Source organism: Limnovirga soli (genome assembly GCF_013106755.1).
GTDB classification, from domain to species: Bacteria; Bacteroidota; Bacteroidia; order Chitinophagales; family Chitinophagaceae; genus Limnovirga; species Limnovirga soli.
In genome coordinates, this window is the sequence record NZ_WHPF01000006.1 from 316,162 (window position 1) to 331,695 (window position 15,534).

The following is a 15,534-nucleotide window of genomic DNA, read 5'->3' on the forward strand; positions in this document are numbered from 1 at the left end:
AATAAAAAAAACTACTATTTAAAGAAATTCCTATATGTTTATTTAAATTGCAGTAACAATATTCAAATAATATCAATGATCACTGTTCTCTATATCGATGATGAACCACAAAATCTAATTTCTTTTAAAGCTTCTTTCCGGAGAGATTTTACCATCTTTACTGCAGAATCAGCCGAAGATGCAAGAAAAATACTCGATGAAAATAAGGAAATCACCATCATTTTAAGCGACCAAAGAATGCCCAATATCACCGGCATTGAATTCTTTGAATCAATTCTTGAATTATACCCCGACCCCATAAGAATCCTAATTACTGGCTATACCGATATATCTGCTGTGGTAGATGCCATTAACCGGGGGCAAGTATATAAATACCTTACAAAACCATGGAATGAAGATGATATAAAAAACTCTATCCTGAAAGCAAATGAAGTATACCGGTTACGCAAAGACAATAAAGAACTTACTGATAAGTTAATGCACCTTAACGAAAAACTGGAATTTTTGGCAAGGCAAAACCTGCTTTCATAGTTTTTTTATTAAATCGCTGCCCAGCTGTCAGTTTTTTCAGGTAGTTGCGTCATACTACTGTAAGCATTCAAGACATTAATACATTAAAATACAATTTGGGTATAAATTTGCTTTACAAATACAATAACATTAAAAAAATAAACTCAACATTATGGCATTAGAATTCACAGATGCAAATTTCCAGACAGATGTGCTGGATAGCGATAAATTAACAGTAATCGATTTTTGGGCAGAATGGTGTGGCCCTTGCCGTGCTATAGGACCAGTTATCGAAGAGTTATCAAAAGAATATAGCGGTAAAGTAAATGTTGGTAAAGTAAATGTAGACCATAATCCATCTGTTAGTGTTAATTATGGCATTACTTCCATACCAGCTATCTTATTTATAAAAGGTGGCAAAGTGGTAGATAAACAAATCGGCGCAGTTCCTAAATCTGTTTTAGATAAAAAAATTCAGGCACATTTATAGTATAAACAGCCAAAAAATAAAAAAACTCCTGCATAGGAGTTTTTTTATGCCCTATTACCATCTTTTGTTTCCATCATTAAATTGCATTAACCCAAAATTGGTAGTATACATTTGGGGGACCAGGCGATTTAATATAATAGCCTCATCCGTTGCGTCGCACACTTGTGCTACAGGTTATACATCAGCTTTTTACAGCCAAATCAATCAAATCATTCAATCCAGGCCAATCAATTGAAAATAAAAAAGCCGCTCAACAATACGTTGAACGGCTTTACCATTGGTAGTACTATTATTTTCCGTTTAATCTGTCGCTTAAAATTTTGCTATAAGATTTTTTTATAGATTTTTCAGTTGATGTAAGCTGATTATTAGGTATTGGATTTAACTCAGAAGGATCTAACCTGATATTATAAAATCCACCACCATTTACTGAGTCGTATAATTTGTAAGTGTAATCCCAAATAAAACTGATATTTGGCTCTCTTTGATAATCTCTGGGCCAGTAGCAATAAGAATTAGTTCTTTGTTTTCTGGCCGAAATAGCACTTTTCATATTATCATAAAAAGTAACACCATCTAATGTACCCCATGTAGTTGGTTTTGATACTTTGGCAATTTCAGCAAAAGTGGGTAAAAAGTCAGTCATATCAACCAAAGAAGTGTCTTCTACATTTGGTGCTACCAAAGCAGGGCTATACACAAACAAGGGAACTCTTAAGTTCTTTTCAATAGTAGAACCCTTACCACCTTGTACCGTTTGACCTTTATACTGAGAAGACAAACGCTTATTGGTACCATTATCACTGGTAAAAATAATGATGGTATTATTCATTAACCCAGCCTGCTGTACCTTGGTAATAATTTTACCTATTGTTTTATCAATATAGGACACCATATCGCCTAAGTACTTAGGATCGGCACGGGCAACATCATCTACAGCTGGGTTCCAGCTTGCAAAATCGGGGTTATCTGGTGTAGGCGACCATGGCTTTTGAATAAGACTATTAGAATAAGCAAGGAAAAAAGGTTTGTTTCTATTGCTATCAATAAAAGCACTGGCATAATCAAAAAATAAATCTTCAGAATATTTACCTTCTACAAAAGCGTCAGATAAATATTGGCCATTTTCATACAAATAAGGGTTTTTATATCTGCGGGTAAACTGGTCATTACCATTGTTGGCATCTGGATTAAAAGGCATAAATACCCTGTATTTATCAAAACCATGGTTTCTGATAGAGGTATCGCCACCATCAAATTGCCATTTACCTACAAAACATGTTTGGTAGTTTGCATCGTGCAATAAGTTACCAATTGATTTTTCAGTTGGAGGTAAAAAGCCAAATTCTACCCAATTTCTAAAACAATATTTTCCGGTAAAAAGGGCCAGTCTGGACGGTGGGCCATCAGGATGTGGAGAAAACCTGGAAAAACGCATACCGTTGGCTACCATAAAATCCAGATTAGGGGTGGTATAGGTCTCCCCACCTGTAGAAGCTGGAATTTCATAGCCAAAATCATCGGCCATAATTAAAATAATGTTTGGCGTAGAAGACCTTTTAGCTGAACTCAGGTCAGCTGAAGCATCAGCTGTAACCGCTTTTTTCTCTAAAGATTTTGAACAGGAAGTAAACACCAACAATACAGAAAGAAATAATGCGGCGTTTAGGGTTAGTTTGTAAAATGTAGACTTCATTATTAAAATGATTATTTATGTAAAAATACTCAAAGGCCCCGCACGGCAGATGGGCATTCTATTAAATAAAAATTAAATTGAAATACGATAATTTAAAACACATTAAAGCTTATAAATCAATTAATTATAATCAATTCTTAAGTAAAATCCTGACCCATTTCAACACCTTTTTTTTCATTTATAACATTCAATACGATTATTATTTAACTTCATCGCTTTGCATAATACGTTAACCAAAAACTGCTATGGAACGATTTCAGGGACTTATTGGCGTGGTATTAATTCTTGGCCTGGCCTGGCTGGTATCTAATAATAAAAAGAAAATCAACTACCGGTTAGTAGCAAGTGGCATTGGCTTACAGGTACTTATTGCTGTACTTATTTTTAAAGTGCCATTTGTACAGGACTTTTTTCAAGGCTTGGGTAAAGTAATGGAAAAAATAGAAATTTTTGCCCGGCAGGGTGCCTCCTTTGTATATGGCGGCATTATTACCCAACAGCCAGATGGCACCACTGCAAACTATATAGGTGGCGGTTTTGTGTTTGCCTTTAATGTTACTGCAACTATTATCCTTGTTTGTGCACTGGTAGCCATATTTTATCATTATGGTATTATGCAAAGGGTAGTTTCGGTAATTGCTAAAGCCATGAATTTCATTATGCGGGTTAGCGGTGCCGAGGCGCTTAGCAATGTGGCCAGCGCATTTGTGGGTCAGGTAGAAGCACAGGTAATGATACGCCCCTATTTAAAGGGCATGACCAAAAGCGAATTACTCGCCAGCATGAGTGGTAGCCTGGCATGTATTGCAGGTGGCATTTTAGTAGTTTATGCCAATATGGGTGCACAGGCAGGTTTAAACCTGGCCCCAAAACTTATTACAGCCAGTTTAATGGCTGCACCCGGCGCTTTGGTAATTTCTAAAATTGTTTTCCCCGAAACAGAAGAAAGCCAAACCATGGGCAAGGTTAAACTGGAAGTTAAAAGCAATTATGCCAATGTAATTGACGCAGTTTCGCATGGCGCCGGCGATGGTTTTAAAATTGCCATGAATGTAATTGCCATGTTAATTGGTTTTATCGCAGTAATTGCCACGCTTGATTATTTACTTACTGCTATTGGCCACTTAATACACCTTCCTTTCGATCTTACCTTGAACTGGATTTTTGGTAAAATATTTTACCCTTTTGCATGGGCAATGGGAGTGCCTTCTCAGGATGTTGGTAATGCGGCCACATTATTGGGTCAAAAACTTACTGTTAACGAGTTTGTGGCGTTTAATAACTTAACCAATAAATCTGTTCCCATTCTTACTGAAAAAGGCCTGCTTATCATTAGTATTGCCATTTGCGGTTTTGCAAATTTCAGTAGTGTGGGTATGCAAATTGGCGGTATTGGAGAACTGGCACCTGAACGCCGTAAAGACCTGGCACAGCTGGGCCTTAAAGCATTGTTCTGTGGTACATTAGCATCTTACTTGTCTGCAGCCATTGCCGGTATATTGATGTAAATATTTTGGTAGCCGGCTTTAACTTAAACATGAGGCTTTACTTGCCACGCTCGGTTCAGGGTTCTGATCAGGTGGCAGCACATAAGCAATAAGTGCTTTATTATTCACCAACTGGTTTTTTGCTGCTATATATTCCTGTGTACAAGTGTGCGACGCAAGCGGTGCTACATTAAAATACATCTGTTTGGCCAAAAAATATCACAAAGCCTTCACTAATACGAAGGCTTTTGTTTGTGGTATATAAAAGCGTTAATACCTTTGCACCATTAATTACAATACATGCACACGATGATTACCGGAATAGAAGCAATAGTGGATGCCGTAACAGACATTGAATTAAAACATATTGGCCAAAAAGTATTAGCGAATGAACGCATAAGTTTTAAGGAAGGCGTTATTTTATTTGAGAAAGGCTCACTGGGTTATTTAGGCGCACTGGCCAATTGGGTAAGAGAACAAAAGCACGGAAACATCACCTATTTTAACCGCAACTTTCACATAGAACCTACGAATGTATGTGTGTTTAGCTGTGCATTTTGCGCGTATAGCCGCCTGTATGCACACAGGGAAGAAGGCTGGGAACTTAGCACACAACAAATGCTGGATATTGTAAAAAGCTACGATGGGAAACCTGTAACAGAAGTGCATATTGTGGGCGGCGTACATCCTAAACTTAATATGGAGTTTTTTATGGATGTGATGAAACAAATAAAAGCCCACAGACCTGATTTACATATTAAAGGTTACACTGCAGTAGAGCTGGATTATATGTTTAGAAAAGCCAAACTTAGTGCTGAAGAAGGGTTAACTATGTTAAAAGCTGCCGGGCTTGACTCTTTACCCGGTGGTGGTGCTGAGATTTTTCACCCTGAAATACGGGAGAAAATTTGTGCAGATAAAGTAGATGCAGATGGCTGGCTGAATATACACCGTACCGCACATTTACTGGGCATGCATAGTAATGCTACCATGTTATACGGCCATATAGAAAGTTACGAACACCGCATAGACCATATGGACAGGCTTAGAACCCTGCAGGATGAAACAGGTGGTTTCAACACTTTTATTCCGCTTAAGTTTCGCAATATGGATAATGATATGAGCCATGTACCTGAAAGCACTATTATTGAGGATATGCGTCTGTATGCAGTAGCCCGCTTGTACATGGATAACTTTCCACACCTGAAAGCTTACTGGCCAATGCTGGGTAGAAAAAATGCCCAACTTACATTGAGCTTTGGTGTAAATGATTTGGATGGCACCATTGATGATACCACAAAAATTTACTCTATGGCTGGCAGCGAAGAACAAAACCCAAGCCTTTCTACAGCTGAATTGGTTGCGCTGATAAAACAGGTAAAAAGAGAACCAGTAGAAAGAGACACCCTGTACAACGAAATAAAAAATTATGCTGATATAAGCCAAACCGAAATGGAAATAAACCCATTATACAATTAGCTTAATACACTTTACTTAAAAAAGCCATCCCGATATGCAGGATGGCTTTTTTATGATGCACCTTTTATAAGTTTAATGGCCAGAACAAAATAGGTAATGTTATGGTTTGTGAGGCATCTCTTTTTATAGAATGAATTTGCTCGTTTTATAAAAAACAACTCAATACTATTGGCTCAGGTACCGGCCAACGAACGCAACAGCCATCTTGAAAAACAAACTGGCGAAAGAAGGTATAATTCTCCTTAAAAATGCAACTGGTCAGAATGGCCATGCCCAACTGCGCTCTATTCAAACCACATCAGGCATTCCATTTCCTGATGTTGAGGCAATTAATTGTGTGGCGGCGCTGGAATGCATTGTATCACCATCAACGAGCCATTAGTACACTTACACAATTTTGTTAAAACACATCCGTTATCAAAAAAATTTATGTAATGCACAGCTGTTAGCATCTTTATAACAGTTTGTATCGCTAATCAAAAATACATTTGTAAGGTATTAATACATTTTTGGTAGCAGGCTACAGGTGGTTAATGCGGCTTTACTTGCCACGCTCGGTTCAGGGTTCATCCTTTGTGGCAGCATAAAACAGCAGTAAGCAAATGTGGTTATACAACAAAAGCAGGTGTAAAACCAATCACCAAAAACAAACAAAGGCACAACATGACCAACTATAAACAATTACATCAGCATTTTGAAAGACAAAAAAATATCAAAGCATTTGGTATTACTGTGTTTATTATGGCTGGCTTATTTATGGTACTATTCTTAGTAAGCTGGACCATTCCAGTGGCACAGCCACCCTTAGTGGATGAAGGCATAGAAGTTAACCTGGGCAATAGTGATCAGGGTTTTGGCGATATTCCTCCACAAATACCCGGAGAACTTTCTGCCGAACCAGAAACCGCTGTAAATGCACCAGCCACCACACAAGCTGCTGCTGAAACCAATTCCGAAGTTGCGGATAATAATGAACCGGATGCACCGGTTATAAAAACAGCAGCTAAGCCAGAAATAAAACCAAATGCAAAAGCAAAAGAAAATACCACGGCAACAAAACCAACCAATAAACCGGTAGTAGTTACAGAACCAAAACCGGCTAAACCAAAAGCGGTATATGCAGGGGGCAAAAACCCCAACACTGGCGGTAATAATGCTGATAGTTATAATAATGCTACCAATCAGGGCATTGCCGGTGGCAAAGGCGATCAGGGTAAACCAAATGGCAACCCCAACTCAGATAGTTATACCGGCAATGGGGGTACAGGTAATGGCGGCATTAATATTGTTAGTGGCCTTGAAGGTCGTAAAATAAGCAGCAGTGCCCGCTTTGAAGACACTTACAAATATGGAGGCAAAGTTGTAGTGAATATAACAGTAGATGAAAATGGGAATGTGATAAGCCAAAGTTTAAAACAGCCAAGCCCTTTTCCTGACATCAATAAAATTGCTTTAAAAAGAGCTTCCCAGTTAAAGTTTAGCAAGGGTGCCGAAACACAAAGCGGCTCGGTAGTAATAAAATTTGAGAGCCCGAAAGGATAATCTTTTTATCTTGGCTGCATGACTTACGAGGAAACCATTGCCTATCTCTATAATGCTTTACCTATGTTTAGCCGCATAGGTGCGGCTGCCTATAAAAAAGACCTGACCAATACATTACTGCTTTGCGAAGCCCTGGGCAATCCACAAAACCATTTCAGGAGTATACATATTGCCGGCACCAATGGCAAAGGCAGTACCAGCCATATGCTGGCTGCAGTATTACAAACAGCAGGATATAAAACCGGATTATACACTTCCCCACATTTAAAAGATTTTAGGGAGAGAATAAAAATTAACGGTGCTATGTGCAGCAAGCAGTTTGTAATTGAGTTTGTTGAAAAAATTCAACCACTTATTGCCACCGTACAACCTTCTTTTTTTGAGATAACGGTAGCCATGGCTTTTAGCTGGTTTGCGCAGGAAAAGATAGATATTGCCATTATTGAAGTGGGCCTTGGCGGCAGGCTAGACAGCACCAATATTATACAACCACTCTTAAGTATTATTACCAATATTGGCTGGGACCATATGAATATGCTGGGCGACAGTTTAGAAAAAATTGCTGCTGAAAAAGCAGGCATTATAAAACCTAACACGCCTGTAATAATTGGTGAATATTTACCAGAAACCAAACCGGTATTTAGCAATGTGGCAGCCAGCAATAATGCACCACTAATTTTTGCCAGTGAATTGTTTTATGTTAGCGATTGGCAATACCAACACCATAAACTGGAAATCACCATTACAAATGTGCATACCAATGAGCATGTAAATTATCAGCTTGATTTGCCGGGGGTATACCAAACAAAAAATATTATTGCAGTTATTACAGCCATTCAGCAATTACAACAATTGGGTTATAGTATTTCGCACGAACAGGTGTTTAAAGGTGTAGGTCAAACCAAACAGCTTACGGGTTTACATGGGCGCTGGGAGTTGATAAACCAACACCCAACTGTTATATTGGATGTGGCGCATAATGTGGATGGCATTAAGCAAATTACCGCCCAGCTTGAATTAAGCAATTACCATGCATTACATATTGTGATAGGCATGGTAAAAGACAAAGAAATTGATGCTGTACTGGCATTGCTGCCAATAACAGCGCATTATTATTTTACCAAAGCCCAAATACCCCGTGCTTTAGACGAAATTACGCTGCAGGAAAAAGCAGCCAGCTACCTGCTTAAGGGCAATGCATTTGCAGATGTAAATACTGCTCTTGAGGCCGCAATTACGCAGGCGCATAAGGATGATTTGATTTTGGTTTGTGGCAGCGTTTTTTTAGTAGGCGAAGTAAATAATCTTGTTTTGGGCAATTAGTTTGTTGCCTGTTTGTAATAAAACCAGTATGGCATAAAATAAAAATACTATGCAGTTGTAAAAGCTGCATAGTATTACCTATAGCACAAGAGTGCGACGCAAGTAAAGCCTAATATATAAACTACACTTTGGCTAAAAAACTGCGGTTAAGAAAATCTTTTAAATCTTTCGAAGCAGGCTTTTTCGAGCATTTCCCTATCATCGGGGTGGGCTATATTAACAAGAGCCCTGGCACGCTGGTGCAGGTTTTTGCCAAATAAATAGGCCACACCATACTCAGTTACCACATAGTGCATATGCGCCCTTGTAGTAACCACGCCTGCACCAGGCTTTAAAGTAGGCACCAAACGCGATACGCCTTTGGTTGTTCTTGAAGGAATGGCGATGATGGGTTTACCACCTTCGCTTAATGCGGCACCCCGCATAAAGTCCATTTGCCCACCCACACCAGAGTATTGCAATGTGCCAATAGAATCGGCACAAACCTGACCGGTTAAATCTATTTCAATAGCACTGTTAATGGAAATAACTTTATTGTTACGGCGAATTACATGCGGATCGTTTACATAATCAATATCCAAAAAAGCAAATGCCGGATTATCATCTATATAATCGTATAATTTTTTAGACCCTAATGCAAAGGATGTAACACATTTATTGGGATGGATTTTTTTATACCGGTTATTGATGACTTCTTTTTCCATTAATTGAATAATACCGTCTGAGCACATTTCGGTATGTACACCAAGGTCTTTATGGTTGAGCAGGCAACCCAACACCGCATCCGGGATGGCGCCGATACCCATTTGAAGCGTACTTTTATCCTCAATTAGTTCGGCAATATATTCGCCTATGCGTTTCTCGTTGGGTCCAACTTTTTCGCTAAAACTGGTTTCGTGCATGGGGTCTTCACAGTATACTGCTGCGTCAAACCTGCTAAAGTGAATCAATCCATCACCATGGGTTCTTGGAGCATTAGGGTTTACCTGGGCTATAATTTTTCTGGCAGTATTTACAGCACTACGGGCAATATCAACTGAGGCACCCAGGGAACAATAGCCATGCTCATCTGGCGTACTTACATGTACTATTGCAACATCAATGGGTAAAATATTTCTTTTAAACAATTCCGGTATTTCACTTAAAAATACAGGCACATAATCTGCATACCCGTCTTTTACAGCATTACGCACACTGGCAGAAACGAATAAAGAATTAATATAAAAGTTCTCGCTAAATTCTGGCTTATCTACATATACATCTCCATATACCGTAATAGAAACAATTTCTACATTCTTTAGCCGATAGGCTTCTTTAGCAAGATTTTTTAATAGATAAGTAGGTGTGTGTGCACTTCCCTGAATAAATAACCGATAGTCTGATTGAACAATGGATAAGGCTTCTTCCGGGCTTACGTATGTAATATTGGCTTTCATAAACTATTTTTTACAAAGCTAAAAGCGTCAACTATTTTATAATATGACATTAATCATTGATATAGCTAATTAAAATAATTTATTATATGCATTTTGCTTTCAACTACGCATCGGGCAGCGCTCTATGTAAAAAACGCAACCAGTTACCATGCATTATATTTTCAATATCTGCTACCGTATATCCCCTTTTGGCAAGTTTTTCAGGAATACCGGCCAGGTCGGCAATGGTGTCAAGATCATAGGGGCTTTGTTCCCTGCCATAACCTCCATCCAAATCGGTACCCATGCCCACATGAAGAGTATTCCCTGCCAACTGGCATATATGGTCTAAATGGTCAAGTATCTTATCAATTGTACAATCCATTTGTTCGGGCAATGATTTGCCCCTTATCCAATCCGGCACAATCATCCAGGCATCAAATGCAGCACCTATCACCGCATTACGCTCAATTAACACTTTTATCATATCATCGCTAAATTGTCTGTTATGATTTACCAGCGAACGGCAGTTATTATGACTGGCCCATACATGGCCCTTAAACAAATCCATCGCATCCCAAAAAGCATCATCGCATAAATGGGTAGCATCCAATATCATATTCAGGCTATCCATTTCTTTTAATAAATCCCGACCCATGGCATTTAGGTGGCCGGTAGCATCTGTACCATTTGCATAACGCCCCGGGCCATAATGTGCCGGACCAAGCGCTCTTAAGCCATAGCCATAAGCCGTATGTAAATAATCGAGATTAATCAGTGAGTCGGCACCTTCCAGGCTTAATATATATCCAATGGGCTTTTTATCGTTAGGCGTACCATCGTGCCACAAAGCTATATGCGCATCAAGGGCTTTGGTATTCGCAATCATTACCATTTCACCAGCCTGTTCCATGGCTTTATACCATGCCAGTTGTGCCTGTGTTTGGGCCCAGGCCTGCGCAGCGCTATGCCAACCCGGTAATGGATTATCAGGTGCAACAAAACGGGCAATTTGGGTGGCTACCACCAGGCCTATTTCGCCTTTACGCAGTTCTGGTAAAGCTACGGTGCCCTTCGCCCTGTCTGCTTTATCAGTTAGTCCTTTTTCTCTTTCACGAATTGCATATACGGGTAATGTAATGTCACGGTTCCATTCCATGGCATTCATACTAAGGTCTAAATGAGCATCAATTGTAAACATGATATAGATATTGGTCAATAAAAAACGAAATACTTAATTATTATTTGGGGCCCGGCAGCAAACCAAGTATAAGCTTTACTTGCGTCGCACTCTTCAGGTTCCTGATCGCTATTCAGCCATTTTTAAATGGTAATTTTTCTGTCACGGGCAACTACTTTCCATGTGGTGGTGGCCAATCCCTTTTCTATCACTACAGCAGTTTCATATAAAGCAACCGTAGGGCAAATATGTAAGGGAACGCCATACAAAACATCCCCAACCTGATATTTGGTAGCATCAGGCACTTTAGCAACCAAGTGCTCCTCACTTTGCCCGATGGGCGTTACTTCAGGAGCATTTAAAAAATACACCCTTGGCATGGGGTTTTCTGCGGCGACGGATTTATGTCCCAAATCAGTAGTGATACTAGTTTGATCAATAATAGATACCACCCTTGTAATAACCAGTGCAGCATATTCAAATGGTTCATCGGGCATGGTATGTTTATACCCCCAATCCCAAAAAACAAAAGTGCCGGGACTACATTCAACCCCTGCCCTATCCGCATGCATGGGAAAGGTTGGAGATCCACCAGCCACAATGGTTAAAGGTGGTTCACCTTCTTTATTTATGGCCTCTGCAACATCAATAATAGTTGCAAATGCATTATCCGCATGCTGTTGCCTGTCTGCTACATTGGTATCTCTAATATGGCCGTCGTAACCATGCAAACCGGTTAAATGTACATTAGGTAATGACTGTATTTGTTGACAAAGTGCTGTTGCATCAGTTGGTTTAATACCTGTTCGGTTCATGCCTGTATTTAGGTCAACAAAAACAGATAAAACCATTTTATTTTCGCCTGCCATAGCTGATAATAAAGTGGCTGTTGCCAGATTATCTACCAAACAGGAAAAATGAGTTTGTGGATAGGCGGATATTAAAGCAAAAAGCCGGGCTGCTTTGGCTGCAGTTGGCTGATAAGCCAGCAATACATCAGGAGCATGTAGAAGCCCCAGCATTTCTGCCTCTGCAATGGTAGCGCATTTATATTTTGTAATGCCTGCATCCAATAACATTTGGCATACTTCTGAAATTTTATTGGTTTTTACATGGGGCCTAAGTTTATCTGTTTGCTGGTGCACCATTTGTAATAAGTGGGCAATATTAGTCTGTACCCTTTGCTTGTAAACGACCAATGCGGGTGAATCTATTGTGGCTATATTTTCAATTTGGTACCAGTCCATTATATGTAATTTTAAAGTGTGCAAATTACCTAAAAGGCAATGGTATCTGCAATTTGTATTTACGGCTGCCATACCAACGGAACCCTGAACCGAGCGTGGCAAGTAAAGCCGCATGATTAATCAACTGCCGGCTACATAATTTTAAAAAATCTCAAACATGGCTTCTATTTCTACCGGAATATTACCCGGCAAGGAGCCCATACCTACCGCACTTCTTACGCCAACGCCATTATCGGTACCCCAAACTTTTGCAAACAACTCGCTACAGCCATTGATGATATAGGGATGCTGTTCAAAACCGGCATCGCAATTAACCATGCCCAACACTTTAATTACCCTTTTAATTTTATTGAGAGAACCCAAATTCGCCTTGATGGTAGCCAAAATGGATAAGCCAACCTGTTGCGCAGCCAGTTTACCGGCTTCTTTATCCATATCAACCCCTATGCGGCCAACTATCATGGTACCATCTGTTTTTAAAGTACCATGGCCCGATACATAACAATGATTGCCATCAATAAGCAGTGGCTTGTATACACCCATGGGAGTAGCGGCAGGGGGTAATTCCAGTTGCAGGGCTTCAAATCTTTCGTCCGGTGTCATAAAAATTATATTGGTTATTAAATAAAATAGCTCAGTATAAATACGGCAATAATGCCTACGACGGAAACGATGGTTTCCATAATGCTCCAGGTTTTAATAGTGTCTTTAAACGATAGGTTAAAGTATTCTTTAAACAGCCAGAAGCCGGGGTCGTTTACATGAGAGAACATGAGGCTGCCTGCACCTGTGGCTAGCACCATAAGATTGGGGTTTACCCCTGTCGCCGCAATTAATGGCGCTACAATACCTGCTGCTGTTAAACCAGCCACAGTGGCCGAGCCCAAACAAACCCTGATGATAGCTGCAATACTCCAGGCTGCCAGCAAAGGGTGAATTTGCATGCCCTGCAAAATGCCTGCAATCTGATTGCTGATACCGGTATCGGTAAGTACCTGCTTTAAGGCACCTGCACCGCCAATAATCAGGATAATCATGGCAATATCCTTTACAGCATCAGTTAAGGAACCCATTATCGCAACTACAGATTTGCCTCTGTTGATGCCCAGTGTATAAATGGCTACGATAATGGTAATGGTTAATGCAAAGATTGGGTCGCTGATGGCTATTAAAGTATTCACAATAACATTGGGCGTTAATGCCATTAACTTGATAATAGTGCCTACAGCAATTAATATAACTGGCAGAAATGCAGTAAATAAGCTGGTAAACAATCCCGGCAATTCATGCTCAGGAATTTCTTTACCTGCAAATGCAGCCAGCGGCTGCGATTTAAATTGCTTTAGTGTTGACCCAAAAATAGGTCCGGCAATAACGATAGCAGGTATGGCCACAATAAACCCATACAGCATGGTTAAACCAAGATCGGCATGGTATTGTGATACCAGCGCTAATGGTGATGGGTGCGGCGGCAAATACCCATGTGTTACCGACAAAGCGGCCAGCATGGGCAACCCAACATATACTGCCGGTAATTTATATTTGGCAGAAATGGTAATGATTAGTGGCACCATTAACACAAAACCTACATTATAAAACAAGGGAATACCGATTATAAATGCGGTTAATACCAGTGCCCAAATCAGGTATTTTTGGCCAAAAGCCTTCATTAAGCCATCGGCTATTTTTTGGGCGGCACCACTTTCGGCCACCAGTTTACCCAACATGGCGCCCAGACCAAGAATAATTACCACAGAACCCAATAAATCGCCAATGCCTTTTTGCAGCGAAGCCGCGATGGCAGGCACTTGCATGCCATTAAATAAAGCAATTAAAATAGCAACTATTATAAAAGATAAAAACGCATTTAACCTGGCCCAGGTAATTAATAGAACCAATAAAACAATGCCAAGCAATAGTATAATCAGCGACATAGCAAGTGTGTGAAATTTAAAGATAAACAAAAAAGCCATCTGCAAATTTTCAATGCCTTTTATTTTACCCCCGGGAAATAAAGAACACCCAACAGCCATTTACCATTACCATAGCCTAATTGATTAATTTTACATTTCAATAGACAAAAACTATAAGTATGACTTTTGTACAGCTGGAATATATTGTAGCCCTGGATAGTTGCCGCCATTTTGCGCAGGCTGCCACCCAATGTTTTATTACGCAGCCTACCTTAAGTATGCAAATACAAAAACTGGAAGAAGAACTGGGCGTAAAAATATTCGACAGAAGCAAACAGCCCGTACTGCCCACCATTGCCGGCATGGAAATAATTGAACAAGCCCGTAAAATACTGGCAGAAAGAGATGTATTAACGGAAAACATTGCCGCCAAAAAAGACATTATAAATGGCGAATTAAGAGTAGGTGTAATACCCACCATAGCGCCATATTTGCTGCCATTGTGCATCCCAACTTTTGCCAAAAAATACCCACAGGTAAAATTGATTGTAAATGAGTTTACCACCGGGCATATTATTACCAAGCTAAAAGAAGGAAAAATTGATGTTGGGCTCTTAGTTACGCCACTACAGGAGCCGGGCATACAGGAGCATGTATTGTTTTACGAAGAATTGGTGGCCTATGTATCCCGCAAAAATATGGCCTATAAAAAAACATATTTATTAGATAAGGATATAGACCCCAATAAGCTTTGGTTATTGGAAGAAGGTCACTGCTTCCGGTCGCAGATTGTAAATTTATGCGAGCTGAGAAAATCAAGCCTGGAAGGCAGCCATTTTGAATACGAAGCCGGCAGCCTGGAAACATTACGCCGCATGGTAGATATGAACGATGGCATCACCATTTTACCCGAACTGGCCACTTATGATATGACACCCAGACAAAAAATGCAATTACGCAACTTCAAAAAGCCCATACCGGTGCGTGAAGTAAGTGTAATAACCCACCGCCATTTTGTAAAAAAACGACTGGTAGAAATGTTTAAGCAATCAATTGTTGATTCCCTGCCCCAAAAAGTAAAACTTAATAAAAACGCCAATCTTATCAATATATAATGCATGGTGGGCCTAGCTGTAGGTTATAATGGCATCGCCGCTTGCGTCGCACTCTTGTGCGGTTAGTTGCTTTGTGCAACTTTTAGATGCCATAGGTTTTTATCTTCACCCTAAAATAGATTCAGGACCTATTTTTG

The 15,534-nt window shown here is 39.8% G+C and carries 14 protein-coding genes; 8 read left to right on the plus strand and 6 right to left on the minus strand.

Going from position 1 to position 15,534, the window contains the following annotated elements; translation table 11 throughout:
• Positions 1-75: 75 nt before the first annotated feature.
• Positions 76-531, plus strand: a complete 456-nt coding sequence (locus tag GD597_RS10315; protein ID WP_171607766.1) for a response regulator — start codon at positions 76-78, stop codon at positions 529-531.
• A gap of 151 nt (positions 532-682) precedes the next feature.
• A complete protein-coding gene (gene trxA / locus GD597_RS10320; RefSeq protein WP_171607767.1) occupies positions 683-1,000 on the plus strand; it encodes a thioredoxin in 318 nt (105 codons plus the stop codon).
• A gap of 289 nt (positions 1,001-1,289) precedes the next feature.
• Here the strand turns inward: trxA and GD597_RS10325 are convergent, their stop codons facing one another.
• Complete coding sequence (locus tag GD597_RS10325; RefSeq protein ID WP_171607768.1) at positions 1,290-2,696, minus strand: sulfatase-like hydrolase/transferase; 1,407 nt, start codon at positions 2,694-2,696, stop codon at positions 1,290-1,292.
• Between the two features lie 245 nt (positions 2,697-2,941).
• Here GD597_RS10325 and GD597_RS10330 point away from each other — a divergent pair, with 245 nt between their 5' ends.
• The 5 genes from GD597_RS10330 (at position 2,942) to GD597_RS10350 (ending at position 8,527) form a co-directional block, all read left to right on the plus strand.
• Positions 2,942-4,204 (plus strand): NupC/NupG family nucleoside CNT transporter, encoded by a 1,263-nt coding sequence (locus tag GD597_RS10330; RefSeq protein ID WP_171607769.1) that lies wholly within the window; start codon positions 2,942-2,944, stop codon positions 4,202-4,204.
• 279 nt (positions 4,205-4,483) lie between these two features.
• A complete protein-coding gene (gene mqnE / locus GD597_RS10335) occupies positions 4,484-5,662 on the plus strand; it encodes an aminofutalosine synthase MqnE (protein ID WP_235954257.1) in 1,179 nt (392 codons plus the stop codon).
• 205 nt (positions 5,663-5,867) lie between these two features.
• The gene (locus GD597_RS10340) at positions 5,868-6,044 is read left to right on the plus strand and encodes a hypothetical protein (protein ID WP_171607770.1); all 177 of its coding nucleotides are present in this window, start codon (positions 5,868-5,870) and stop codon (positions 6,042-6,044) included.
• A gap of 281 nt (positions 6,045-6,325) precedes the next feature.
• Positions 6,326-7,204 (plus strand): energy transducer TonB, encoded by an 879-nt coding sequence (locus GD597_RS10345; protein ID WP_171607771.1) that lies wholly within the window; start codon positions 6,326-6,328, stop codon positions 7,202-7,204.
• Between the two features lie 18 nt (positions 7,205-7,222).
• Entirely contained in the window at positions 7,223-8,527 is a 1,305-nt protein-coding gene (locus GD597_RS10350) for a bifunctional folylpolyglutamate synthase/dihydrofolate synthase (protein ID WP_171607772.1), read from the plus strand.
• Positions 8,528-8,673: 146 nt separating this feature from the next.
• On the opposite strand, the gene GD597_RS10355 is transcribed toward GD597_RS10350, so the two are convergent.
• The 5 genes from GD597_RS10355 to GD597_RS10375 form a co-directional block, all read right to left on the minus strand.
• A complete protein-coding gene (locus GD597_RS10355; RefSeq protein WP_171607773.1) occupies positions 8,674-9,963 on the minus strand; it encodes an acetyl-CoA hydrolase/transferase family protein in 1,290 nt (429 codons plus the stop codon).
• Between the two features lie 103 nt (positions 9,964-10,066).
• Complete coding sequence (locus GD597_RS10360) at positions 10,067-11,143, minus strand: dipeptidase (RefSeq protein ID WP_171607774.1); 1,077 nt, start codon at positions 11,141-11,143, stop codon at positions 10,067-10,069.
• A gap of 122 nt (positions 11,144-11,265) precedes the next feature.
• The gene (locus tag GD597_RS10365; RefSeq protein ID WP_216368560.1) at positions 11,266-12,369 is read right to left on the minus strand and encodes a D-TA family PLP-dependent enzyme; all 1,104 of its coding nucleotides are present in this window, start codon (positions 12,367-12,369) and stop codon (positions 11,266-11,268) included.
• A 141-nt stretch (positions 12,370-12,510) separates the two neighbouring features.
• Positions 12,511-12,972: a RidA family protein gene (locus GD597_RS10370; RefSeq protein WP_171607775.1), complete on the minus strand. Its 462-nt coding sequence runs from the start codon at positions 12,970-12,972 to the stop codon at positions 12,511-12,513.
• A gap of 17 nt (positions 12,973-12,989) precedes the next feature.
• The gene (locus tag GD597_RS10375) at positions 12,990-14,303 is read right to left on the minus strand and encodes a gluconate:H+ symporter (RefSeq protein WP_171607776.1); all 1,314 of its coding nucleotides are present in this window, start codon (positions 14,301-14,303) and stop codon (positions 12,990-12,992) included.
• Positions 14,304-14,461: 158 nt separating this feature from the next.
• On the opposite strand from GD597_RS10375, the gene GD597_RS10380 reads away from it, so the two are divergent.
• Positions 14,462-15,397: a hydrogen peroxide-inducible genes activator gene (locus tag GD597_RS10380; protein ID WP_171607777.1), complete on the plus strand. Its 936-nt coding sequence runs from the start codon at positions 14,462-14,464 to the stop codon at positions 15,395-15,397.
• Positions 15,398-15,534 lie beyond the last annotated feature (137 nt).